18 protein-coding genes and 2 pseudogenes are annotated in these 24,844 nt (G+C 72.9%); 15 read left to right on the plus strand and 5 right to left on the minus strand.

The features are described from left to right. The first annotated feature begins 48 nt into the window (after positions 1-48). Both surE and FIV43_RS15980 read left to right on the plus strand, forming a co-directional pair. Positions 49-1,268, plus strand: a pseudogene (surE, locus tag FIV43_RS22680) (5'/3'-nucleotidase SurE). Between the two features lie 115 nt (positions 1,269-1,383). Continuing rightward, positions 1,384-2,670: an MFS transporter gene (locus FIV43_RS15980; RefSeq protein ID WP_196780839.1), complete on the plus strand. Its 1,287-nt coding sequence runs from the start codon at positions 1,384-1,386 to the stop codon at positions 2,668-2,670. A 114-nt stretch (positions 2,671-2,784) separates the two neighbouring features. Here the strand turns inward: FIV43_RS15980 and FIV43_RS15985 are convergent, their stop codons facing one another. The 4 genes from FIV43_RS15985 to FIV43_RS16000 form a co-directional block, all read right to left on the minus strand. After that, positions 2,785-3,309, minus strand: a complete 525-nt coding sequence (locus FIV43_RS15985; protein ID WP_141014930.1) for a mycothiol transferase — start codon at positions 3,307-3,309, stop codon at positions 2,785-2,787. Between the two features lie 151 nt (positions 3,310-3,460). Next, entirely contained in the window at positions 3,461-4,948 is a 1,488-nt protein-coding gene (locus FIV43_RS15990; RefSeq protein WP_141014931.1) for an MFS transporter, read from the minus strand. Next, positions 4,945-6,414: a M20/M25/M40 family metallo-hydrolase gene (locus FIV43_RS15995; RefSeq protein WP_141014932.1), complete on the minus strand. Its 1,470-nt coding sequence runs from the start codon at positions 6,412-6,414 to the stop codon at positions 4,945-4,947. The genes FIV43_RS15990 and FIV43_RS15995 overlap by 4 nt, the downstream gene beginning before the upstream one ends. Positions 6,415-6,533: 119 nt before the next feature. Then, positions 6,534-7,487 (minus strand): TauD/TfdA dioxygenase family protein, encoded by a 954-nt coding sequence (locus FIV43_RS16000; RefSeq protein ID WP_141014933.1) that lies wholly within the window; start codon positions 7,485-7,487, stop codon positions 6,534-6,536. A gap of 218 nt (positions 7,488-7,705) precedes the next feature. Here FIV43_RS16000 and FIV43_RS16005 point away from each other — a divergent pair, with 218 nt between their 5' ends. The 6 genes from FIV43_RS16005 to FIV43_RS16030 all read left to right on the plus strand — a co-directional run bounded on the left by FIV43_RS16005 (position 7,706) and on the right by FIV43_RS16030 (position 17,190). Then, positions 7,706-8,863 carry an ROK family protein gene (locus FIV43_RS16005; protein WP_181407537.1) on the plus strand — a complete coding sequence of 386 codons (1,158 nt, stop codon included), beginning with the start codon at positions 7,706-7,708 and terminating at the stop codon, positions 8,861-8,863. 63 nt (positions 8,864-8,926) lie between these two features. Continuing rightward, complete coding sequence (locus FIV43_RS16010; RefSeq protein ID WP_141014935.1) at positions 8,927-10,504, plus strand: ABC transporter substrate-binding protein; 1,578 nt, start codon at positions 8,927-8,929, stop codon at positions 10,502-10,504. Between the two features lie 4 nt (positions 10,505-10,508). Beyond that, positions 10,509-11,468, plus strand: coding sequence for an ABC transporter permease (locus FIV43_RS16015; protein ID WP_141014936.1), 960 nt, complete (start codon positions 10,509-10,511; stop codon positions 11,466-11,468). A 1-nt stretch (position 11,469) separates the two neighbouring features. Continuing rightward, positions 11,470-14,115 (plus strand): ABC transporter ATP-binding protein/permease, encoded by a 2,646-nt coding sequence (locus FIV43_RS22685; RefSeq protein ID WP_141014937.1) that lies wholly within the window; start codon positions 11,470-11,472, stop codon positions 14,113-14,115. A 106-nt stretch (positions 14,116-14,221) separates the two neighbouring features. Then, entirely contained in the window at positions 14,222-16,618 is a 2,397-nt protein-coding gene (locus FIV43_RS16025; RefSeq protein WP_141014938.1) for an arylsulfatase, read from the plus strand. Positions 16,619-16,755: 137 nt separating this feature from the next. Then, on the plus strand, positions 16,756-17,190 hold the full coding sequence (locus FIV43_RS16030; RefSeq protein ID WP_141014939.1) for a hypothetical protein: 435 nt from the start codon (positions 16,756-16,758) through the stop codon (positions 17,188-17,190). A gap of 71 nt (positions 17,191-17,261) precedes the next feature. On the opposite strand, the gene FIV43_RS16035 is transcribed toward FIV43_RS16030, so the two are convergent. Continuing rightward, complete coding sequence (locus FIV43_RS16035) at positions 17,262-17,789, minus strand: Dps family protein (RefSeq protein ID WP_141014940.1); 528 nt, start codon at positions 17,787-17,789, stop codon at positions 17,262-17,264. Between the two features lie 246 nt (positions 17,790-18,035). On the opposite strand from FIV43_RS16035, the gene FIV43_RS16040 reads away from it, so the two are divergent. The 7 genes and pseudogenes from FIV43_RS16040 (at position 18,036) to FIV43_RS16065 (ending at position 24,843) form a co-directional block, all read left to right on the plus strand. Further along, positions 18,036-19,055 (plus strand): ATP-binding cassette domain-containing protein, encoded by a 1,020-nt coding sequence (locus FIV43_RS16040; RefSeq protein WP_196780840.1) that lies wholly within the window; start codon positions 18,036-18,038, stop codon positions 19,053-19,055. Further along, positions 19,052-19,852, plus strand: a complete 801-nt coding sequence (locus tag FIV43_RS16045; RefSeq protein WP_141014941.1) for an ABC transporter permease — start codon at positions 19,052-19,054, stop codon at positions 19,850-19,852. Before FIV43_RS16040 ends, FIV43_RS16045 begins: the two co-directional genes overlap by 4 nt. Positions 19,853-20,064: 212 nt before the next feature. Beyond that, positions 20,065-21,060, plus strand: a pseudogene (locus tag FIV43_RS23910) (SulP family inorganic anion transporter); the annotation flags it as partial. A 161-nt stretch (positions 21,061-21,221) separates the two neighbouring features. Beyond that, positions 21,222-21,626: an STAS domain-containing protein gene (locus FIV43_RS23915; RefSeq protein WP_407938907.1), complete on the plus strand. Its 405-nt coding sequence runs from the start codon at positions 21,222-21,224 to the stop codon at positions 21,624-21,626. Positions 21,627-22,013: 387 nt separating this feature from the next. Further along, on the plus strand, positions 22,014-22,742 hold the full coding sequence (locus FIV43_RS16055; protein WP_196780841.1) for an acyl-CoA dehydrogenase family protein: 729 nt from the start codon (positions 22,014-22,016) through the stop codon (positions 22,740-22,742). Then, on the plus strand, positions 22,739-24,097 hold the full coding sequence (locus tag FIV43_RS16060) for a PIG-L family deacetylase (RefSeq protein ID WP_141014944.1): 1,359 nt from the start codon (positions 22,739-22,741) through the stop codon (positions 24,095-24,097). The genes FIV43_RS16055 and FIV43_RS16060 overlap by 4 nt, the downstream gene beginning before the upstream one ends. Then, entirely contained in the window at positions 24,094-24,843 is a 750-nt protein-coding gene (locus FIV43_RS16065) for a glycosyltransferase (RefSeq protein WP_181407538.1), read from the plus strand. Before FIV43_RS16060 ends, FIV43_RS16065 begins: the two co-directional genes overlap by 4 nt. Position 24,844 lies beyond the last annotated feature (1 nt).

The following is a 24,844-nucleotide window of genomic DNA, read 5'->3' on the forward strand; positions in this document are numbered from 1 at the left end:
ACTTCTTGACACGTGTCAGAAGCCCGCCCGAGAACCGAAGGGACCCCTATGAAGGTCATCCGCCTCGCCCTGCCGGCCGCCGCCGGCGCCCTGGCCGCCTCCGCCCTCGCCTTCCCCGCCGGCACCACCGCCCAGGCCGCACCCGGCCCGGCCGAGCGACCGACCGCCCCGGTGAGCGCGCCGGCTGCGGCCGCCGGTGAGACCCTGCCCACCGAGGGGCTGGACATCCTGCTCACCAACGACGACGGCTGGGACGCGCTCGGCATCACCGCCGTCCGCGCGGCACTGACCGAGGCCGGGCACCACGTGGTCACGGTCGCCCCCACGAAGAACAACAGCGGCGTCAGCGCGCAGGTGCAGTTCGGCGGACAGGTCAACGCCGTCGCGCACGAACCCGACCTCTGGGGGTCAGCACCACGCCGGCCGGCACGGTCCACTTCGGGATGGACGAGTTCTTCTCCGGCGAGGCACCCGACCTCGTCGTCTCCGGCACCAACGTCGGCCAGAACACCGGCTTCGACACCAACTACTCCGGCACCGTCGGCGCCGCCACCGTCGCCAGCGGCGCGTACGACGTACCGGCGGTCGCGATCTCCACGGCCGCCCCGTGGGGCAACGACGCCGGCGGCGCCTACGACGAGACCGCCGACCTGCTCGTCCAGATGATCGACGCCGGGCTGCCGCTGCTGCCGCGCGGTCAGTTCCTCAACGTCAACTACCCGCAGCTGAGCGGGTCGCGCACCGAGCCGCTCGGGCTCCGCTACGCGATGAACTCGCAGGCCTCGCTGGCCTCCATCAAGTTCGCCCCGGCCGGGGGCGATGACCCGACGCTCTACAACATCACCCCGGGCCTCGGCAGCGAGCCGCACGCCGACGGCACCGACACCAAGCTGCTGGGCGAGGGCTACGTGACGGTCGGGGTGCTCGACGCCGACCGCTCGGTGGACCCGGCGCAGGTGCCCGACGTGGTCGACCTGGTCTCCGTCCTCAACGGCGAGGACCCGGCGCCCGACCCCGCCGCCGTGGTGCGCCCGCTGCCCGGCAAGGTCGCCGCACGAACCGGCTACTGGGTGCGCACCGCCAACATCGCCGACGCCGGCAAGGTGAACGTGCTGTGGAAGTCGGGCCGCAAGATCGTCGCCCGCTCCACCGCCACGGTGAAGGACGACCTGTTCACGCTGCGCACCCCGACGAAGAAGGGCACCTATCAGGTCAGCGTCACCCAGGCCGGCCAGAAGCTGCGAGCCCAGCAGGTCAGCGTGCGCTGACCCGGGTCGCGTACCCCGGCAGGGACGAGGCCGGGCGGGGCGGGTGGGCCGGATCACGGTCCATCCGCCCCCTCCGCGTGCGGGCCCAGCGTCGGTTCGCACCTAGGATCTGTGGGTGGATCTGCGCGGGCTGCTGGCCGACACCCGCCCCCTGGCCAACCCGCACTTCCGGCGACTCTGGCTCGCCAACATCATCACCGTGGTCGGCGCCCAGCTGACGGTCGTCGCGGTCCCGGCCCAGATCTACGCCGACACCGGCTCTTCGGCGTACGTCGGACTCACCGGGGTGTTCGGCCTGGTCCCGCTGGTCGTCTTCGGCCTGTGGGGCGGCGCGCTCGCCGACCACTTCGACCGCCGCACGCTGCTGGTGATCACCACCACCGGGCTGATCGCGACCAGCGTGCTGTTCTGGCTGCAGGCGGCGCTGGGCTCCACCGACGTGTGGCTGCTGCTCTGCCTGTTCTCGGTGCAGCAGGCGTTCTTCGCGGTCAACCAGCCGACCCGTTCGGCGGTGCTGCCGCGGCTGCTGCCCGACCGGCTGCTGCCTGCCGCGAACTCGCTCAACATGACGGTGATGCAGGCCGGCGCCATCGCCGGGCCGCTGGTCGCCGGCGTACTGATCCCGTTCACCGGCTTCGCCTGGCTCTACCTGATCGACTCGATCTGCCTGCTGGCCACCCTGAGCGCGGTGGTCCGGCTCCCGGCCCTGCCGGTGCACGGCGTGGTGGGAGGTCCGCCGGGGCTGCGGTCGGTGGTGGAGGGACTGGCCTACCTGCGCACCCAGCCGGTGCTGATGATGTCGTTCGTCGTGGACATCATCGCGATGCTGTTCGGGATGCCGCGGGCGCTGTTCCCGCAGATCGCGCACGAGAGCTTCGCCGGGCCCGAGGAGGGTGGCCTGGTCTTCGCCCTGCTCTTCGCCGGCATCCCCGCCGGCGCGGTGCTCGGTGGCGTGCTGTCCGGCTGGGTCTCGCGGATCTCCCGGCAGGGGCTGGCCGTGATCTGGTGCATCGTGGTCTGGGGCGTGGCGATGATCGGCTTCGGTCTCGCTGTCGGCGCCGCCACCGCGCAAGGAGGCGCCGCCCACGGCTGGCTGGTCGTCGCCATCGCAATGCTGGTCCTCGGCGGTGCCGCGGACATGGCCTCCGCCGCGTTCCGGATGAGCATCCTGCAGTCCGCCGCCAACGACGCGGTGCGCGGACGGCTGCAGGGCATCTTCATCGTGGTGGTCGCCGGCGGCCCCCGGATCGCCGACGTCGCCCACGGTGCCGCGGCCGCCGTCGTCGGCACCGCCGCCGCGGCCGCCGGCGGAGGGGTGCTGGTGGTGGTCGGGACGGTCGTCGCCGCGCTCGCCGTACCGTCCTTCGTGCGCTACCGGATCACCCGCCCAGAGGTCACCTGAGGACCGCCGAGGGGTCGGTGGCGGACACGCGAGAGGTCGCGCGGGGACCCGCGAGGGGTCGGGCGGAGACGGGCGAGGTCGCGCGCGGACACGCGAGGGGTCAGGTCCCGTCGCTCATCCCGACGGCGGCGCCCAGCTGCCGAACAGCCCGCGGAGGTAGGCGGCCTGGCCGACGTGCTGGGCGCAGTCGTTGCAGACGCTCACCAACCGCACCCCGAGGGTGACCGGCGGGTCCCAGTTGGTGTCCACCACCCGCTCGAGGTCGTCTGCCGACACTCCGGCGAGGTACTCCGCCGATCGGGCGTACGTCGCTCGGTGGTACTCCGCGAGGAGGTCGGCGCCGAAGCCGGACACCGCAGCCGCCTGCTCGGGAGTGTGTCCATAGCCGTGGTCGGCGACGTCGAGATCGAGCGCGAAGCGCTCCGCGAAGCCCTCTGCCGTGTAGACCTGCTCGGTGCCGGCCACGCCCGCGATGTGGTCGTCCTGGACCCGGGACAGGTGCCAGATCAGCCAGCCGATCGTGTTGGCGCCGTTGCCGGGGCTCGCGTGCAGTGTGGCGTCGTCGAGGTTGTCGAGGACGCCGTCGACGTCCTCGCGGACTCGCCCCAGCGCATCGGTCAGGAGGTCTGCTGGTGTCATGGGTACGACGCTACGCCAGCCGCCAGCGAGCGCCGACCGGTTCGGGCCTGACCCCTGGGCAGTCCCCGCCCGACCTCTCGGCAGTCCCCGCCCGACCCCTCGGCAGTCCCCGCCCGACCCCTCGGCAGTCCCCCACCGACCTCTCGGCCGATCAGCGGTCCACGTCGGCGGCCATCGTCGCGGTCGTCTCCCCCACGTCGGGCACCCGGACCCGGGGCAGCATCGCCAGGGCCAGTGCGGCGACGAAGGCGCTGGCCGCGCAGAGGCCCCACACGGTGAGGTAGCCGGAGAGCGGGGCGTGGCCCTCCTCGGCCGCCTCCAGCGAGCCGGTCGCGGAGAGTGCGATCGCGAAGACGGCCGACGCGATGGCGCCGCCCACGGTCTTGGTCGCGTTCGTCATCCCGGTCGCGAAGCCGGTGCGCTCGGGTGGGGCGGCAGCGGCGGCGACCGCAGGCAGCGCCGCCACCAGCGCGCCGGAGCCGAGGCCCACCACCGCCATGTTCACCAACGCCTGCGCCGTGGTGTCGTGCAGCGGCAGCCACAGTCCGTAGCCGAGCGCCACCAGCAGGGCCGAGGTGACCAGCGCCCCGCGTTCACCGAGCAGGCGGGAGGTGAGCGGGAGGGTGAACGCACCGATCGCCATGAAGATGACGTACATGCCGACCAGGGTGGAGACGAAGCCCGCGCTCGCACCCAGCCCGTAGCCGACGGTCTCGGGGTCGGTCCGGGCGAAGGTGGACAGCGGGATCTGGGCGCCGAGCACCGACATCCCGAAGAGGAAGGCGCACAGCTGCACCTGCCACTGCCCGCCGGTGGCGAGCAGCCGGACGTCCACGATCGGCTCGGTGGTGACCAGCTCGGCCCGGACGAAGGCGACCATCACCGCCACGCCGGCGACCAGCAGCAACCAGGGGATCGGGCTGCCCGGCCCCTCCAGCCGGATCACGATCAGGCCGGCCATGACCAGGCCGAGGGAGGAGATCAGCAGGCCCAGCCCGCGCAGGTCCAGGTCGGCGGCGCCGGGGCGACGCCCACCGGAGGTCCCGGGGACGGACTCGATGCCGAACCAGATGACCACGAAGCAGGCGGTGACCGCGATCGCCGGCAGTGCCAGCAGGGTGGTCATCGACGTGGCCCCGACCAGCGCGCCGGAGGTGAGCGCGCCGACGATCACGGCGAGCTCGAGGGCGCCGACCAGTACGGCCGCGGCCCGGCGGGTCAGCAGGTGCTGGCGCGGGTCCCCGGCGGTGCGGCGGTAGACGATGGCGACCTCGAGCGGCAGCCAGACGACGTACGCGCCCTGGAGGGCCGAGCCGATCAGGAACGTGGTGAAGCTGGGCGCGAAGGCCATCACCCAGGAGCCGGCGGCGGTGACCGCGGTCGACCAGAGCAGCACCGACTTGTGCCCGACCAGGTCGCCGAGGCGGGCCAGCGGAGGCACCACCAGCGCGGAGACGATCAGCTGGGCGGCCTCGAACCAGTTGACGTCGGCGTCGTTGATCGAGAGGTGGTCGGCGATGTCGGAGAAGATCGGCGTGTAGTAGCCCTGCAGGATGCCGCTGGCGAGCTCGACGCAGACCAGGAAGCCGACGATGGCGGCGAGTCCCCGGGCCGGGGAGATCCCGGCGGGGGTGCTCATCGGGCGGCTCCGGCGCTCTCGCCGTGGGCGGGCAGCCCGCTGATCAGTCGGCGGTACCACTCGATCCCGTCCAGGTAGTCCTGCACGCCGATCATCTCGTCGTAGGAGTGGATCGCCTCGCGCTGCGCCTTGCTCATCCGGAACGGGGTGAACCGGTAGACCCGCTCGCTGATGGCGGTGAAGAACCGGCTGTCGGTGGCCGCCATCATCACGTACGGCGAGGGCACCGCCTCGGGGAAGCAGTCGATGATCGTGCGCTCCAGCAGCGAGAACGCCGGGTCCTGGCGCTGCTGCGCCACCGAGCTGTACGGCGACAGCGGGCTCGGCTCGTTCGACTCCACGATGTCGATCCGGATCGAGTCGTCGTCGATCACCCGTCGCACGTGGGCGACGGCGTCCGCCACGGTGTCACCGACCATCACCCGGATGTTGACCCCGGCCCGGGCGCTGGCGGCGATCACGTTGAGCGCGGGCGAGCCGGAGAGCGTGGTGACCGCGAAGGTGGTCCGGGTCAGCGCGGCCGCCTCCGGACCGGCGGCGACCAGGGCCCGGATGATCAGCGGCCGCAGCCGGGGCGAGGTGTCCGCGGCGTCGACCACCTTGCGGATCAGCGGTCGCAACGGCCCGGCCATGTGCGGGGCCATCCGGGCGAAGAGCTCGAGGGTGGCGTCGGGCAGGCGGCCCGGCATCGGCGTGGAGTCCAGCCGGGTGATCGCCCGAGCGATCCGCGCGGTCGGGCCGTTGCGGGCGGGGGTGGAGGCGTGGCCGCCGCGCCCTTCCGCGGTCAGCTCGAGCGAGGTGACCCCCTTCTCGGTGACCCCGACGACGCCGATCGGCGCGGACACACCGGGGAACGCCTCGCCGGCGATCGCGCCACCCTCGTCGAGGACGAACCAGGGCCTCACCCCGCGCCTGGTCAGCTCCTCCACGGCGAGCGTCGCCGCCGTACCGGAGACCTCCTCGTTGCAGCCGAAGGAGAGCCAGACGTCCTGGGCGGGCACGAAGCCGGCGGCGAGCAGCGCTTCGACGGCCTCGCAGATCGCCACCAGCGATCCCTTGTCGTCGAGGGTGCCGCGGCCGTGCACCGCCGGACCGAGGCCGGGGTGGTCGTGGACCTCGGCGCCGAAGGGCGGGTGGCTCCACCGGCTCTCGTCGCCGATCGGCACCACGTCCAGGTGGGCCATCAGCACCACCGGGGCGTCCTCGCCGCGGCCGCGCCAGTGGAACAGCAGCCCGTGGGTGTCGATCCGGGTCGCCGGGAGATGCTCGTGGAGCAGGGGGAACTGCTCGAGCAGCGTGTCCACGAACTCGTCGAACGCGGCCAGGTCCATCCGGGTCGGGTCGCGGTCGGAGACCGTCGGGATCCGGACCAGTTCCTGCAGCTTCGCGATCGCCGCGTCCGCGGCCGGCGTGCCCGCCACCAGACCGGTCCCGGCCGCCCCCTGCTTGCGCTTCCTCCTCGCCATGCCCGGAGCCTAGGCCCGCGGGTGGCGGGTGGCTGCGCGCCCCATTCGAATTGGTCGACTTTGCGCCGAGATCCGAGCCAATTCGAATGGGGCGCGGTGCTTGAACACCAGCCCGAGCGTCAGCGGATCAGCTCGTCCAGCCGGTTGTAGACGCCCGCGTCGCCCTCGATCACCCTGCTGGAGCGCCCGTCGATGCCGACCGGTACGTCGCCGGCGACGGTGATCCGCCGCACCTCACGCGTCTGGGTGTCGAAGTCGGCCACCGCGTAGTGCTGCGTCGCGCGGTTGTCCCAGATCGCGACGTCGCCGGCCGTCCAGTTCCAGCGGATGGTGTTCTCCAGCTTGGTCACCCGGTCCTGGAGCAGGTTGTAGAGGGTCGCGGACTCCTTGGAGTTGAGGCCCTGGAACTTCTGCACGAAGTGGCCGAGCACCAGCGCGCGCTCCCCGGTCTCGGGGTGCACCCGGACCACGGGGTGCTCGGTCCGGTAGATCTCGCGGGTGAACTCGGCCCGGGTGTACTGCGGGTTCGACTGGTCCTCGGTGTCGAACGAGTTCGCGTAGTCGTAGTCGTTGGAGTGCACCGCCCACAGCTCGTCGACCAGGGCCTTGAGCGCCGGCGGGAGCGTCTCGTAGGCGGTCACCGTGTTGGCCCAGTTGGTGCTGCCGCCGTAGGCCGGGATGGTCACGCCGCGCAGGATCGAGAAGGCGGGCACCCGGTCGACGAAGGTGACGTCGGTGTGCCAGGAGTTGGCCGCCATCCCCTTGGTGGCCTTGAGCGCGAGCACCCGGGCCGAGCCCGTGTTCACGGTCGGGTGGGCGGTGGTGAGGGGCCCGAGCAGCTCGCCGAAGCCGATCTGCTGCTCGTCGTCGAGATGGTGCTGGCCGCCGAAGAAGACCACCTTGTGCTCGAGGATCGCGGCACGGATCCGGGCCACCGTGTCGGCGTCGAGATCGCCGGAGAGGCGCACCCCCTCGATCCGGGCTCCGATCCGGGAGCCGAGCTTGGTGACGGTGATGCCGCCGGGCCGGCCGGTCTCGGAAGCGGTGCTCTGGCGGTCGATCTGAATGGTCATGGTCATCCTCTCGGGAAGCTGTTGTGGCCCACCACGGTCCGCAAAGAGCCGGGGCCGGGACAACGGTTCTGCGCGTCGTGCACCGAAGGCGGAGCCGGCCGGGGTGTCGGTTTGAAATGCCTCCCTGGGCGTGTTCTACAGTTTGTCGAGTCATCTAGTCGACTTTGACACGACCAGCGGTGCGACCCGCACCTGCCCGCTCCTCCGGAGGTACCTCAGTGCGTCATCGAACGCCCACGATCACCGTCACCCGCGGCCGGTTCGCCTCGACCGCCGGCCAGGTCCTCGAGCAGGTCCACGCCGCCGGCTGCGCCTCCCGCGAGGAGATCGCCGGCGGCACCGGGCTGAGCGTGGCCACCATCGGCCGCACGGTCGGCCCCCTGGTCGAGGCCAGGCTGCTCCGTGAGCGCCCGGACCGCGCCCACACCGGAGCGATCGGCCGCCCCGGGATCCCGGTGGAGATCGACACCGACCACTTCGCGGTACTCGGCCTGCACATCGGACGTCGGATCGCCACCGTCGCCCTCGGCGACCTGGCCGGACACGTGATCACCCACCGCACGCTGCGCCGCTGCGCCGGCGAGGCACCCGACCTCGCCGCCCTCGCCCGCGCCGCCGCCGACCTGCTCGCCGCCGACGCGGGACGCGCCCCGCTCGCGCTCGGCGTGGTGGCGCCCTGGCGCGACCTCGGGCTCGACGAAGCGGCGATCGAGACCGAGCTCGCCGAGCTGACCGGCCTCGACGTGCGCGGCGGCGACCACATCGCCGCGGTCGCCGCGACCGAGTACTTCCACCGCCGGCAGGGCACCACCGGCGTCACCCTCTACGTCTACGCCCGCGACACGATCGGCTTCGCCTCGGCCGTCGACACCGGCACCGGGGTCGAGGTCTCCCGGGTCGGCTCGCTGGCCCACTTCCCGACCGGCTCCTCGGTGCCCTGCCGGTGCGGACGCACCGGGTGCCTCGAGGTGAGTGCCGGCAACGAGGCGGTGCTCTCCCGGGCCCGCGCCGCCGGCCTGGTCCGCGAGGACGACGCCGCAGCCCTGTACGCCGCCGGCCCGGCCGTCCGCCCGCTGCTCGCCGAGCGGGCCAGGGCGCTGGGGGCGGTGGCCGCCCACGTGCGCGACGCGATCGCCCCCGACCGCGTGGTCCTGGTCGGGCAGGGCTTCACCGGCGAACCGGCGGTCCTCGCCGACGTGCTCGACGCCTACGACCAGGGTGCGCTGCCCGACGTACCGGTCTCCTTCACCCGGTTCGGCGCCGGCATCCAGGCGGTCTCCTCCTGCACCGTCGCCCTGCGCCCGATCTACGACGACCCGTTCGCGCTGGTCAGCCGTCCCGAGGCGCGCCCGACGCCGACGTCGGCCAGCGCCTGACCCGCTCCAGCTCCGACCCGCGACACCTCGCACCCCCTCGCACCCCTCTCGAAAGGCAGACCTGTGTCTCCCCACCCCCGATCCCGCCCGCACTCCCGGCTCGCCGCGCTCGCCGCGGCGGCGCTCGCCCTCGTCCTGGTGAGCGGCTGCTCCTCGGCCGTCGACGAGCTGAGCAAGGCCTCCGCCGAGCCCCAGCAGGGCGGAACGCTCCGGGTCGGCACCACCGCCGACGTGGTCCCCGCCAACACCTTCACCAACTCCAGCGACACCGGCGACCTCCTGGTCGGCGCGGTCTACGACACGCTGATCGACTATCCGCTCGACAGCCTGGAGCCGGAGCCGCGGCTGGCCACGTCCTGGGAGTTCAACCCCGACGGCACCGAGCTGACCCTGCAGCTGCGCGACGACGTCACCTTCCACTCCGGACGTGCGTTCACCAGCAAGGACGTGGAGGCCTCCATCAAGACGTGGGCCGACCCGCTGTGGACCGTGCAGCTGCAGCGCACCGCGGCCGGCGTGACCGGCTTCGACACCAGTGACGAACACGCGATCACGCTGACGTTCGACCATCCGATGAGCAACGTCCTCGACCTGCTCGACATGATGCCGATCATCGACGCCGAGAGCCTGGACGACGTCCGCTCCGGCAAGACCTGGATCGGCACCGGCCCGTTCGCGTTCGAGTCCTGGCAGCCCGGGTCCCAGCTCACCCTGGTCGCCAACGAGGACTACTGGGACGGCGCGCCGCTGCTGGACGGCGTCGACATCAAGGTCATCCCCGACCCGCAGGCCCAGGTCGCCCAGCTGCGCTCCGGCCAGCTGGACATGACCAGCAGCGCCTCCAAGCGCGACATCGAGTCCCTCAGCGAGGACGACCGGTTCTCGGTCCAGGAGTGGAAGGGCGCCGAGGCCCAGCTGTACATCGGGGCCAACGTCGAGAACAAGGCGCTCCGCGACGTCCGGGTGCGGCAGGCGGTCGCATACGCGTTGGACCGCGACCGGATCGTGGAGGAGGTGCTGCGCGGGTCCGGTCGTGCCATCACGCTGCCCTGGCCGGAGTACTCCCCGGCCTACGACGCCGACGCGGACGCGACGTACTCCTACGACCTGCAGAAGGCCGCGGCCCTGGTCGAGGAGGTGAGCGCCGAGGGCGGCGAGGTGCCCACACTCCCGCTGACCTATCCGTCGGGGAGTCCCGACTACGACGCCGTCGCCCAGATCGTGCAGTCCGACCTCGCCGAGATCGGGATCACCGTCGAGCTCCAGCCCGTCGAGCAGGCCGAGGCGATCAAGCGGCTGATCGGCGGCGAGTTCGAGGGCCTCTGGCTGCTGCAGCACTCCTACGCCCAGTTCAACCCCTCGACCCTGACCGTGTCGGCCTATCCGTTCAACGCCGACAAGAACACCTCGGGCTACCTGGACCCCGACTACCAGAAGGCGGCGGAGACCGCCTGGGAGAAGAAGCCCGACGAGGTCACCGAGGAGGACTACGCGGCGCTCAACCAGCAGCTGCTGGACGGCTCCTTCCTGCTCGAGATCGCGCTGATCTACTCGCAGTCGGTGACCTCGTCCCAGGTCGGCGGGCTCGAGCTGAGCAAACGCAACGAGTTCGACCTCTCCGACGCCTACCTCGCGGAGTGAGCCGATGACCCGCTATCTGATCACCCGCGTCTCCTCGGCCCTGCTGGTGCTGCTGATCGCCTCGATCGGGATCTTCGCCCTGCTGCGCGTGGTGCCCGGCGACCCCGTGGAGATCCTCGCCGGGCCCGACTCCACCCCGGACTCGCGGGCCGCGATCCGTGCCGAGCTCGGGCTGGACCAGCCGTTCTTCACGCAGTACGTCCGGTGGCTCGGCGACCTGGTCACCTTCGACCTCGGACCGTCGTACCAGCTGGGCGGGTCGGTGGCCGACCTGGTCGTCGCCGGGGCGCTGAACACGATCGTGCTCACCCTCACCGCCCTGCTGATCGCGGCGGTGGGAGCGCTCGTCGCCAGCACGCTGACCGTGGTGCTCGACAAGCCCTGGTTGAACAACCTGCTCGCCGCCTCGAACACGATGGCGGTCGCGGTGCCGACCTTCGCCACCGCGCTGGTCCTGGTGCTGCTCTTCGCCGTGCAGAACCCGATGCTGCCGGCCGGGGGTACCCCGCCGGACGGGTTCATCGCACGGCCCGACATCACCGTGCAGTACCTGCTGCTGCCGGCGATCGCGCTGGCCCTGCCCGCCTGGGCTGCCCTGACCCGGTTCCTCACCGAGTCGCTGCACAGCCAGCTGCGGCAGCCCTACGTCACCACGGCGCGGGCGCTGGGCATCTCCCGCCGGCGGATCGTGCTCACCCAGGCGCTGCGCAACGCGCTCCCGTCCAGCGTCACCATCCTCGGTCTCCAGTTCGGCACGCTGCTCGGCGGCGCCATCCTGGTCGAGGCGGTCTTCGCCTGGCCCGGCCTCGGCCGGCTGATCGAGCAGGGCATCGCAGCGCGGGACTACCCCGTCGTCCAGGTGCTGCTGCTGCTCTCGGTGGTGGTGTTCGTGCTCACCCAGCTGACCACCGACCTGATCCACGCCTGGCTCGATCCGCGGGTCCGGCTCCAGGGGGTGTCCTGACATGTCGACCACGTTCTCCAGGATCGACGGCGCCGACGAGCCGCTCACCCCGGTCGCCGAAGGTCCCCCGCCGGGAGACGCTCCCACCAGCCGGCGGGCGGGCCCGCTCCGGTCGCTGCGCCACTCCCTGCTCCGGGGTCGCGGTCTGGTCGGGGTGATCCTGGTCGGCACCGTCGTCGCGCTCGGCCTGCTCGCGCCGCTGCTGGCGCCGTACCACCCGAACGAGCAGATCAAGGGGGCCAACCTGCTCGGCCCCAGCGGCGCCCACTGGCTGGGCACCGACGAGGTCAACCGCGACGTCCTCTCCCGGACGCTCTACGGGATCCGCGCCGACCTGGTCGTGGTGTTCGCCGCGGTCCCGATCGGCGCCGCCATCGGGATCCTGGTCGGCCTGGTCACCAGCTGGTGGTCGGTCACCGACGTGATCGCGCAGCGCTTCTTCGACCTGCTGCTGGCCTTCCCGACGCTGATCCTGGCGATCCTGCTGACCGCCTTCTTCGGCCCCGGGCTGTTCACCATCGGGATCGTGATCGTCGCGGTCGAGATCCCGGTGTTCGGACGGCTGGTGCGCACCTCGGTGCGCACCGTGCGCGAGATGCCGTTCGTGGAGGCCTCCCAGGTGGTCGGCGCCGGCCCCGGCTGGGTGCTGCGCCGCCATGTCCTGCCCAACTCGATGGAGCCGCTCACCGTGCAGCTGGCGGTCTCGATGTCGGTCGCCGTCTTCATCGAGGGCGCGATGAGCTTCCTCGGTCTCGGCATCCGCCCGCCCGACCCCTCGCTCGGCTCGCTGATCCGTGACGGCGTGCGTCTGATGTACGACGCACCGTTCCTCGCGGTCGGCCCCTCGTCCTGGTCGTCGCCCTCGTGCTCGGCCTGCTCCTCATCTCCCAGTCCCTCGCGGAGGCCCGTCGTGCCTGACCCCACCCACGCCCGTCCCACCCACCCCCGTCGCACCTCCGCGTCCGCATCCCTGGTCGCCGAGCCGGTGCTGCAGATCGAGCACCTCGCCATCTCCTTCAGCCACCCGCGCCCCGCGGTCGAGGACATCTCGGTCACCGTCCGCCGGGGCGAGGTGCTGGCGCTGGTCGGCGAGTCCGGCTCGGGCAAGTCGATGACCGCCCGCGCCGTGCTCGGCCTGCTCCCGCCCGGCGCCCGGGCCACCGGCTCGATCCGGTACGGCGGCACCGAGCTGCTCGGCCTCGACGAGAAGGGCCTCGACGGCATCCGCGGCAGCGAGATCGCGATGGTCTTCCAGGAGCCGCAGACCGCGCTCAACCCGGTCCGCACCATCGGCTGGCAGCTGAAGGAGGCGCTGCGGGCGCACGGCGTACGGAGCAGGTCGGCGGTCCGCGAACGCTCCCTGGAACTGCTCGCCCAGGTCGAGATCCCCGAGCCCGAGAAGCGGCTCGGCTACTACCCGCACCAGCTCTCCGGCGGTCAGAAGCAGCGGGTCGTCCTCGCCCTGGCGCTGGCCAACGAGCCGGCGCTGCTGCTGGCCGACGAGCCGACCACCGCCCTCGACGTCACCGTGCAGGCCGAGGTGCTGCGGCTGTTGCGGCGGATCCGGGAGCGGACGGGCACCTCGATCGTGCTGATCACCCACAACATGGGAGTGGTGGCCGAGATCGCCGACAGGGTGCTGGTGCTGCAGGCCGGAAACGTGGTCGAGACCGGTGAGACCCGGGCGCTCTTCGCCGCCCCGCGCGAGCCCTACACCCGGCACCTGCTGGGTTCGGTGCCGCGGCTGCCCGGGCGCGACGAGGCGGATACCGCGCCGCCGAGCGGTGCGACCGCGGTGGCCGCCCTGCCCGCCGGAGAGGTGGAGCCGCCGGCCGTGCAGTTCGACGGCGTCCACGTCCGCTACGGGTCGCAGCGCCGGGGGCGCTCCTTCCCCGCGGTCACCGGGGTCGACCTGACCGTCGCCGCCGGCGAGGTGGTCGGACTGGTCGGCGAGTCCGGGTCCGGCAAGACCACCCTGGGCCGCCTCGCCGCCGGGCTGGTGCCGCTCGCCGGCGGCACCGTCCGCCTCGGCGGCCAGGACCTGCACGGCGGTGGCCGGAGCCGGGTGCGGGCACTGCGGCGCGGCCTGGCCTTCGTGCACCAGGACCCCGAGGCGTCCCTGGACCCACGGTTCAGCATCCGGGCCTCGATCCGTGAGCCACTCGACGTCCACCGGCTCGGCACCCGGCAGGCCCGCGACGCCCGCGTCGAGGAGCTGCTCGACGCGGTGCAGCTGCCCGTCTCGTACGGCGACCGGCGGCCGCGCGAGCTCTCCGGCGGACAACGGCAGCGGGTCGCGCTGGCCCGCGCCCTGGCGCTGGAGCCGACGCTGCTGGTCGCCGACGAGCCGACCAGCGCGCTCGACGTCTCGGTCCAGGCCACGGTGCTCACCCTCTTCGCCGACCTGCAGCGCGAGCTCGGCTTCGCCTGCCTCTTCATCAGCCACGACCTGGCCGTGGTGCACCAGGTGGCCCACCGCGTCGCGGTGCTGCGTGCCGGTCGGCTGGTGGAGACCGGGCCGGTCGCCGAGGTCTTCACGCGGCCGCGTGCGGACTACACGCGACGCCTGCTGGACGCCGTACCGGTGCCCGATCCGGCGCGGCGCGGGCGGCGGGTGCGCAGCCTCGACGACGCCCGCGCCTCCTGACGCCCGTGTCGCGCCCCATGCGGATCGGTCGCGAATTCGCTGGGATCCGAGCCCATCCGAATGGGGCGCGGCGCCTGAACACCAGCCACTCCCGAGAGGACCCCTCATGCACGACCGCACCGACCCCCGCCGCCACCTCCCCCACCCCGGCTCGCTCCCGCCGTACGACGCCGCCACCGACGTCCGCGACCAGGTCGACAAGCTGCCGGTCCGCGACCGGCTCCAGCCGCCGGCGACGGCCCCCAACGTGCTGGTGATCCTGCTCGACGACATGGGGTTCGGGGCCTCCTCCACCTTCGGTGGGCCGTGCCGGATGCCCACCGCGGACGCGCTCGCCGCCGACGGGCTGCGGTTCACCCGCTTCCACACCACCGCGATGTGCTCACCGACCCGCGCCGCCCTGATGACCGGTCGCAACCACCACCGGGTCGGCGTCGGCACGGTGGTGGAGATCTCCACCGGCACCCCGGGGCACAGCGGGATGCGGCCGCGGTCGGCCGGCACGCTGGCGCAGGTGCTGCAGGGCAACGGCTATGCCACCGGGGCCTTCGGCAAGTGGCACCAGACCCCGCCGTGGGAGCAGACCGCCGCCGGCCCGTTCGACCGGTGGCCCACCCACGAGGGCTTCGACCACTTCTACGGCTTCCTCGGTGGGGAGGCTTCGCAGTACGAGCCCACCCTGGTCCGCGGCACCACCTTCGTCGACCCGCCGCGCAGCGCCGAGGAGGGCTACCACCTCTCCGAGGACCTGGTCGACGAGGCGATCAGCTGGACCGGTCAGGTGTCGCGGCACGGACGAGGCAAGCCGTGGTTCTGCTACCTGGCCTTCGGCGCCACCCACGCGCCGTTCCAGGTCCCCGAGGAGTGGCGGGACCGCTACCGCGGTGAGTTCGCCCACGGGTGGGACCGCCAACGCGAGATCACCCTCGCGCGGCAGCGCGAGCTCGGCGTCGTACCGGATGACGCCGAGCTGGCGCCGTGGACGCCGGGGGTGCCGCACTGGGACGAGATCCCCGCGCAGGAGCGGGAGACCGGGCAGCGGCTGATGGAGCTCTACGCCGCGTTCGCCGAGCACACCGACGCCCAGGTGGGCCGGCTCGTCGATGCGCTGCGCGAGCGCGGCGAGCTGGACGACACGCTGGTGCTGTTCATCCTCGGCGACAACGGCGCCTCGGCGGAGGGGACCATGGTCGGCACCCTCAACGAGCACCTGCCCTTCAACGGCATCGCCGAGTCGGCGGACCGGATCGCCACGTTCCTCGCCGAGCGTCCCAGGGATCTGGGCGGCCCCGACACCTACCCGCACTACCCGGCCGGGTGGGCGGTGGCGATGGACACGCCTTACCAGTGGACCAAGCAGGTGGCCTCGCACTACGGCGGCACCCGCAACGGGATGGTGGTGCACTGGCCGGCGGGGATCGCCGCGCGAGGCGAGGTGCGCCACCAGTGGCACCACGTCAACGACGTGATGCCCACTGTGCTCGACCTGATCGGCCTGCCGGTCCCGGCGACCCTCGACGGCGTCGAGCAGGACGACCTCGACGGGGTCTCCTTCGGTTACTGCCTCGACTCCCCGGAGGCAGCCGAGAAGCACACCACCCAGTATTTCGAGATGTTCGGCAACCGCGGGATCTACCGTGACGGGTGGACCGCGGTCGCGCCGCACAAGGCGCCCTGGCATCCTGCGTCGCAGGAGACACCGCGGTTCGACGAGGACACCTGGGAGCTCTACGACACCGTCACCGACTGGACGCAGGCGCGTGATCTGGCCGCCGAGCGGCCCGAGCTGCTCGCCGAGCTGCAGGCACTCTTCGACGCGGAGGCCCGGCGCAACCGGGTCTATCCGCTGGACGACAAGCTGATCCGACGTTTCGGCGCGGGCGGCGGCGCGCGCCCGGAGCGACCGGCCTCGATCGTGCTCGGGCCCGATGACGGGCGGCTGCGCGAGGACGCCGTACCGGATCTGAAGAACTGCTCCTCCCGGATCACGGCGACCTTCACCGGGGGCCGGGCCGACGACGGGGTGCTGGTCGCCCAAGGTGGTCGGTTCGGCGGCTGGTCGCTCTACGTCAAGGACGGGGTGCCGTCGTGGGCCTACTCCTACGCGGCGATCGAGTGGACCCACGTGCGGGCCGCAGCCCCGTTGCCGCAGGAGGCCGCGGACCACGTGGTCGAGCTGGAGTTCGCCTACGACGGTGACGGGCTGGAGCCGGACGGGCCGGGGACGGACCGGTTGGGGTTGGGTGGCGACGTGACGCTGCTCGTCGACGGGGAGGTCGCCGGCCGGGGGCGGTTGGAGCGCTCACTGGTCGCGATGTTCTCGATGGACCAGACCCTCGACGTCGGCATCGACCGGGGCACCCCGGTCACCGCGGACTACGGCGCCGGCCACCGCCGCGGGTTCGCGTACGCCGGCAGCGTGCACCGGGTCGCGCTGGAGGCCGGCGAGGCGGTAGCGCTGCCGCTGCCCGACCGGCTGGCGTCGGTGATCGTCGGGCAGTGAGCGCGGGGGTCGGGCTTGCGTCCTACGTTCGGTGGTCCCCCGGCACCAGTTCGTGCGACGCATCACCCGGCGGCGCCCCGGGCTACTCGGGGGACGAGGTGATTGTCCGGGACGAGCCCGGGGTAGACGGGCTCGCTGTGAAGGTACGTGATCGGTGGGGCCAGACCTGGCGGGTGACCCGGCGCTGGGTGCCGTGGCGGCGACGGCTCAAGGGGATGTGGCGCGGACCGTTCGAGATGATGCCCGCCGGCGCCGACGACCCGATCAGCCTGATCATCTTCACCGTGATCGCGCTGCCGCTGATCCTGCTCGCGATCGTGGCGAGCCTGGAGCTGCTGGTGCTGCTGCTGGTCTTCCCGTTCGCGGTGCTGATCCGGATGCTCTTCGGCCGGCACTGGGTGATCGAGGCCCGCAAGGGCTTCCGGATCTGGTGGCAGGACGAGGCCGGTGACTGGCGCGCCAGTGGTGAGCAGATCCGCCGGGTCGTCGACGCGATCGGGGCGGGGGAGCTGCCGCCCAACAACGTCGACACCGAGCCCGAGGAGGCGGCAGCGTCCTACCCGCCGCGCTGACGCCGTACGACGAACGCCGGGTCCCGCTCCGCGCAGAGGGAGCGGGACCCGGCGTTCGGATGGCTGCGGGGTCAGGCGTTGATCGGCTTCGGCACCGCGGTGCCGGGCTGGCGACGCTCGGCGTCGGTCAGCCACGCGAGCTGCTCGAGCCGGGTGAGGATCTCGTGCAGCATGTCCGCGGTGGTCGGGTCCGCGGCGTCGACCTCGTCGTGCACGCGGCGGGCGGTCGCGCAGACCGCGTAGATCGAGGCGACGATCTTGTCGATCGCCTCGCCGGTGTCGACCTCGCCGGTCGGGAAGGCCGGGAGGCTGGACTGGGCCGCGACACGGGCCGAGCTGCCGTCCGGCACGACGTAGACCGCGCGCATCCGCTCGGCGACGTCGTCGGCGAAGTCACGGGCGGCGTCGACGATCTCGTCGAGCTGCAGGTGCAGGTCGCGGAAGTTCGCGCCCACGATGTTCCAGTGGGCCTGCTTGCCCTGGAGGTGCAGGTCGGTGAGGTCGACGAGGACCTGCTGGAGGTGACCGGCGAAGGTCTCGTCGCCGACGAAGACGGGGTGGGAGACGTGCTTGTCGTGGTGGGTCGCAGTGGTGGCCATGGGTGGTGCTCCTTTCGCTGAACCATCCGAGGTCCGGTGCGGACCTGATGCGACGACTATGGCACCTTTTCTTGAACGATTCCAGATAAGTAAGCCTAGCCTTCGTACGCCGGGACACCAGCGGCGATCCGGCGGTAATCCGGTGGCGATCCGGTCCGGCGATGAGTTCGACTGTCGGTGGTGGTCACTAACGTCACCAGCGTTCGCCGGCCCGTCGGGACCGGCGCTGCACGAGGGAAGGGATCGATGACCACGACGATGATCCGCGCCAGCGGACTGACCAAGCACTACGGGAGCGTGAAGGCGCTCCAGGGCCTCGACCTCGAGGTCTCCGAGGGCAAGGTGCTGGCCCTCCTCGGACCCAACGGGGCCGGCAAGACCACCGCCGTCCGCTGCCTGACCACCCTGCTGGTGCCCGATGCCGGCACCGCGGAGGTCGCCGGCGTCGACGTGCTCCAGGACCCGGTCGGAGTGCGGTCGCGGATCGGCCTCTCCGGTCAGTACGCCGCGGTCGACGAGCACCTGACCGGCTACGAGAACCTGGTGATGGTGGGGCGGCTCTACCACCTCGGCAAGGCCCGGGCGCAGGAGCGGGCGCGCGAGCTGCTGGCCCGCTTCTCGCTGACCGACGCCGCCGACCGGCCGTCGAAGACCTACTCGGGCGGGATGCGGCGACGCCTCGACCTGGCCGGGGCGCTGGTCGCCGAGCCGCCGGTCCTGGTGCTCGACGAGCCCACCACCGGGCTCGACGTGCGCAGCCGGCAGGAGATGTGGGACGTGATCCGCGAGCTGGTCGGCGGCGGCTCCACCCTGCTGCTCACCACGCAGTACCTGGAGGAGGCCGACAAGCTGGCCGACGACATCGTGGTGATCGACCACGGGCGGGCGATCGCCCGCGGCACCTCCGACGAGCTCAAGGCGCGCACCGGCGGCGAGCGGATCGAGGTGGTCCTCGCCGACGCCGAGGACCGCGACGCGGCCGTCCGGGTGATGGCGGAGGTGGCCGCCGCCGAGGTGATCGTCTCCGACAACAGCCGGGAGCTGACCGCCGCGGTGCAGGGCTCGGGCGCCGGCGAGCTGCTCCGCGTGCTGCAGGGTTTCGAGCGGGAGACGGTCACCGTCCTCGACGTCGGCCTGCGGCGACCCACCATGGACGACGTCTTCCTGGCCCTGACCGGCCGAGCCGCCGAGGACGACACACCGACCGAGCAGGACGAACGGACCGGACCGGCGGCCGAGACGACGGACGCGGAGGTGGCCCGATGAGCACGACCCAGGCACTCACCGACGGCTGGGTGGTCGCCCAGCGCAACCTGATCAAGATCAAGCGGGTCCCCGAGGTCCTGGTCTTCGTCCTGGTCAGCCCGATCATGTTCGTGCTGCTCTTCGCCTACGTCTTCGGCGGCGCCATCGACCCCGGCGGCAGCGTCGGCTACAAGGAGTTCCTGATCGCCGGCATCTTCGCGCAGACCGTGGTGTTCGGCGCGACGTTCACCGGCGCCGGACTCGCCGAGGACATGCAGAAGGGCATCATCGACCGGTTCCGGTCACTGCCGATGTCGAGCTCGGCGGTGCTGGTCGGCCGGACCACCTCCGACGTGGTCTACAACGTCCTGTCGCTGATCATCATGGCGCTGACCGGCCTGCTGGTCGGCTGGCGGATCCGGGAGGGCTTCGTCGACGCGCTCGCCGGGTTCGCCCTGCTGCTGCTCTTCGCCTACGCGATCAGCTGGGTGATGGCCTTCGTCGGCCTGCTGGTGCCGAGCGTCGAGGTGATCAACAACGCCTCGTTCATCGTGATCATGCCGCTGACGTTCGTCTCCAACGCGTTCGTGCCCACCGACCAGTTCTCCGGGATCCTGCAGACCTTCGTGACCTGGAACCCGGTCTCGACCCTCACCCAGGCCTCGCGCGAGCTGTTCGGCAACACCGGAGGTGTGCCGGTGCCCGACGCGTGGCCGATGCAGAACCCGGTCGCCTACACGCTGATCTGGATCGTCGGCATCCTGCTGGTCTTCGGGCCGCTCTCGGTCCGGCAGTACCGGCGCACCACCAGCCGCTGAGCACCAGCCGCTGAGCCACTCCCTCCGCACGCGCGACGCCCGCCCGGACCCCACCGGGCGGGCGTCGTGCTGTCCGCCGCCCCCGGTCGGCTGGTAGGAAGTCCGCCATGAGCTCCCCGTGGTCCCGCGCAGTGCCGGGGTTGCGTGCCTTCGCCGGCTATCGGCGCTCCTGGCTCCGGGCGGACCTGCTCGCCGGCGCCACCCTCTGGGCGATGCTCGTCCCGCAGTCCCTCGGCTTCGCGACCCTCGCCGGCCTGCCACCGGTGGTCGGCCTCTACGCGGCGATCGGCGCCATGCTCACCTACCTGTGGTGGGGATCGTCGCGGGTGCTCAGCGTCGGCGCCGAGTCGACCGTCGCGCTGATGGTCGCCACCACGCTCACCGCGCACGCCGCACCGGGCACCGAGGAGTACGCCGACCTCGCCATGGTGCTCGCGCTGCTGGTCGGCCTCTTCCTGGTGATCGGCGGAGTGCTCGGGCTCGGCCGGGCCGCCGACTTCCTGTCCCGTCCGGTGCTGGCCGGCTACGTCTTCGGCTCCGGCGTGCTGATCGTGACCAGCCAGCTGGAGGGGTTCTTCGGCTCGTCGGTCGACCCGACGCCGTACCTGACCGAGGTGGGGGCGGTGCTGCGCAACCTGGACGAGGCCGACCTGACCGCGGTCGGCTTCGGCGTGGCGTCCTTGGTGCTGGTCCTGGCGTTCCGGCGCTGGCTGCCGGCGGTGCCCGGCGCACTGCTCGCCGTCGCCGGGTCGATCGCGGTGGTGGCGCTCCTCGACGTCGACGTGGCGGTGGTCGGCGCCTTCGACGGCGGGCTGCCGGCGATCGGTCTGCCCGACCTGGGGTGGTCCGACGTCGGGATGCTGGTCGCGCCCGCGCTGGCGATCGCGCTGCTGGTCTATCCCGACAGCGCGCTCACCGCGCGGTCGCTGACCGTGGGCACCCCCGACCGGATCGACGCCGACCGGGAGTTCTTCGGGATCGGGGCCGCCAACCTGGGCGCCGGGCTGCTGGGCGGCTTCCCGGTCAACGGCAGCCAGTCCCGCAGCTTCGTGCTGCGCGATGCCGGCGCCCGCTCCCAGGTGGCGAACCTGGTCGCCGCCGCCCTGGCGGTGGTCACCCTGATCGCGCTCGCCCCGATCTTCGACTACCTGCCGACCGCCACGCTGGCCGCGATCGTCATCGTCGCCGGGCTCTCCCTCTTCGACGTCGCAGAGTTCCGGGCGTTCTGGCGCTACCGGCGCAGCGAGTTCTGGACCGCCGTGGCGACCGTCGCCGCCGTGCTCGGCCTGGGGATGCTGGTCGGCATCGCGGTCGCGATCGGCCTGACCATGCTGCTGATGGTGCTGCGCGCCGCCGACGCACGGGGGCGGTGCTGGGGCTCCTGCCCGGCACCGACACCTACCGCGACGTCGCGGACCACGCCGACGCGGTCACCCTCCCGGGGCTGCTGCTCTACCGGTTCGACGCGCCCCTCTTCTTCGCCAACGCCGGCCGGATGCGCGACCACCTGCTGGCGCTCCAGGCCGAGCAGGGGGCGCGCTGCGTGGTGCTCGACCTGGAGGCCACCCACGACATCGACTCCTCCGCGATCCAGGTCCTGCACGAGCTGCTCGACGAGCTGGACCGGCGCTCGGTCACCCTCGAGCTGGCCCGCGTGCGCACCGAGGTGCACGCGCTGCTGCGGGTCGGCGGTGTCGAGGAGCGGCTCGACGGCCGGCGGGTGCACCTCGAGGTGGACGACGCGGTCCAGGCGTTCCGGTCGCGCGGGGACTGACCCCGGCGACACCGCGCATCGCCGTCCCCGGCCCGGGTACGGGAGTGACGCACCGGCCCGACCTCGGGCGCCACCCGGACCGCGTCAGGAGATCGTGCGATGGATCATGCCGACACCACGCCGCGGCGCCTGCGGGAGCGGGCGCGCACCGTCCCCCGTGGAGACCTCGACGGGGCGCTGGCGCTGGCGGCCTCCCTGGACCTCCCGCGGCCGGGGCGCGGCGACACGCAGGTGCTGTGGCAGGCCCTCACCGCGCTGGGATCGGTCGACCTCCAGCTCGCGCGCGCCGTCGAACCCCACCTCGACGCCCTGGCGATCCTGGGCGAGGCCGGCACCGAGCCGCCGCCGGGCGCCACCTTCGGCGTCTTCGCCGCCGAGGGTCCGGGCGTGCGGCTGAGCGCCCGCGCGGCCGACCGCGGCTGGCGACTGGACGGGGTCAAGCCGTGGTGCTCGCTGGCCGACCGGCTCAGCCACGCGCTGGTCACCGCCTGGGTCGACGAGGACCGCCGCGGCCTCTTCCTGGTCGACCTGCGCGCTCCCGGTGTCGACACCAGTGCCGACGCCTGGCACGCCGTCGGCCTGCCCGACCTGGTCAGCGCGCGGGTGACCTTCGCCGACGTGGCCGCGGTGCCGGTCGGCGACCCCGGTTGGTACCTGCAGCGCGACGGCTTCGCCTGGGGCGGCATCGGCGTCGCAGCGGTCTGGTACGGCGGAGCGGTCGGCCTCGCGGGCCGGCTGGCCGCCGCCTCGCGCCGACGTGAGCCGGACCAGGTCGCGTTGGTCCACCTGGGCGCTGTCGACACCGCCCTGCACGCCGCGCGAACCGCACTGGAGGCGGCGGCCGCCGCGATCGACGCCGGCGACGCAGGCGGATCCGCCGGCTCCCTGCTCGCGGCGCGCACCCGCCAGATCGTCGCCGACGCCGCGGAGACCACGCTGCGCCACGTCGACCACGCGCTCGGCCCCGGTCCCCTGGCCGGCGAGGCCGAGCACGCCGCCCGGGTCGCCGACCTGCACCTCTACCTGCGCCAGCACCACGCCGAGCGGGACCTGGCCGCGCTGGGACGTGACGTGCTCGACCGCGGGCTCCTCGACCTGCCCGAGGACAGCCGGTGAGCGCGCGCTCGTTCACGGCGCAGGACCGCGGGAGCTCACCGACGACGTGGCGTCAGGACCCGCGCTGGCACGCGGCGCCGACCGTGGACCTGGGCGGGATCGAGCGGGTCGTGGTGCTCGCCGCCCATCCCGACGACGAGACGCTCGGCGCCGGCGGGATCGCGGCCACGCTCGCCGCGCGGGGCGTCCCGGTGACCCTGGTGCTGGCCACCGCCGGCGAGGCCAGCCATCCCGCCTCGCCCACCCATTCGCCGCAGCGGCTGGCGCAGCGCCGGCTGCGGGAGTCCGCGGCGGCGCTGGCCGTGGTGGCCCCCGCGGCGCACACCGTGCACCTCGACCTCGTCGACGGCGCCGTGGCCACCCGGGAGGAGGAGCTGGTCCACCGCCTGGTCAGGGTGGTCGGCGACGGGCGCTCCACGCTGCTGCTCAGCCCGTGGCGGGAGGACGGGCATCCCGACCACGAGGCCTGCGGACGGGCCGCCGCGGTCGGTGCGCGTCGTACCGGCGCGAGACTGCTGCAGTATCCGATCTGGTGCTGGCAGTGGGCCACGCCGCAGGACCTGCCGTGGGAGCTGGTGCGCCTGCTGCCGCTCGGTGCGCGGGCGCGAGCGGCCAAGGCCGGTGCGCTCGCCCAGCACTCCTCGCAGGTCCGGCCGCTGTCCCCCGCGGCGGGCGACGAGCAGCTGCTCCCCGACCACTTCCTGGAGCACTTCGCGGGCCCCGAGGAGGTCTTCCTGGCCGAGGCCGCGGCCGACGACGCTCTTGACGACCTGCACCGCCGGTCCGCCGACCCGTGGCGGACGGGCTCTGACTACGAGCGGCGCAAGCGCGCGCTCACGCTGGCCGCCCTGCCGCGCCCCCGCTACGGCCGGGCCCTGGAGATCGGGTGCTCGGTCGGCGCGCTCGCCGAGGACCTGGCCGACCGCTGCGACCACCTGCTCGCCGTCGACGCCAGCGGGGCCGCGGTCGACGCCGCCACGGAGCGTCTGGCTGCCACGGACCGTGCCGACGACGCGGCCGCGGTCCGGGTCGAGCAGCGCTCCCTGCCGCGGGACTGGGACGCGCGGTGGCAGGCGGAGCCCTTCGACCTGGTGGTGGTCTCCGAGGTCGGCTACTTCCTCAGCCCCGGCGAGCTCGAGGAGCTGGTGGAGCGGCTCCGGGGCGGCCTCGCCCCGGACGGCGACCTGCTGCTGTGCCACTGGCGGCACCCGATCCACGGCTGGCCGTTGGACGGCGCGGCGGTGCACGAGCGGTTCCGGGAGGGCTCCGGCCTCCCGGTGGTGGCCGAGTATCGCGACCGCGACGCGGAGATCCTGGTGCTCTCCGCACGTCCGCTGCCAGGAGCGCAACCGTGACCAGCACGCGGATCCTGCGCGGCACCGGGTCCATCCGGGCCGTGTACGTCGTGGTGCCCGCGCGCGACGAGGAGGCCCGGCTGCCCGACTGCCTGGCCGCCCTGCGGTCGGCGGTCGCCGCCCTGCAGGTCGAGCGTCCGGGGATCACGGTGCGGACGCTGGTGGTGCTCGACCGGTGCCGCGACGGGTCGCAGCGGGTGGCCGCGAGGTTCGCGGTGCCGGTGCTCCCGGTGGACGCGGGTGCGGTGGGTGCCGCGCGGCGGGCGGGGGTGGTCGCCGTGAGCTCGGGTGACCTCGGTGTCGGCTGCGGGGCTGGCATCGGCGGCGACCAGGTGTGGCTGGCCAACACCGACGCGGACACGGTGGTGGGGCGCGACTGGCTGGTCGACCAGGTACGGCTCGCCGAGCTCGGCAACGACCTGGTGCTCGGCCGGGTCCGCCCCGATCCCACCGAGCTCTCGCCGGTGGAGGTCGCGGCGTGGGCCGCCCGGCACGACCCGCGGGGGACCTCGATCCACGGCGCGAATCTCGGTGTCCGACTCTCCACCTACCTGGCCGCCGGTGGGTTCCCGGCGGTGCGCGAGCACGAGGACGTGGTGCTGGTCGAAGCGGTCCGGCGCGCCGGCCACCCGTGGACGATCGGGCCGACCGTCACCACCTCGGCCCGGCGGACCGGCCGGACCCCCGGCGGCTTCGCCGGCTACCTGCGGACCCTGCGCCTGGAGATCGGGGCGACGCCGGGCTGAC

Origin of the sequence: Nocardioides sambongensis, from assembly GCF_006494815.1 — a bacterium.
Lineage (GTDB): Bacteria > Actinomycetota > Actinomycetes > Propionibacteriales > Nocardioidaceae > Nocardioides > Nocardioides sambongensis.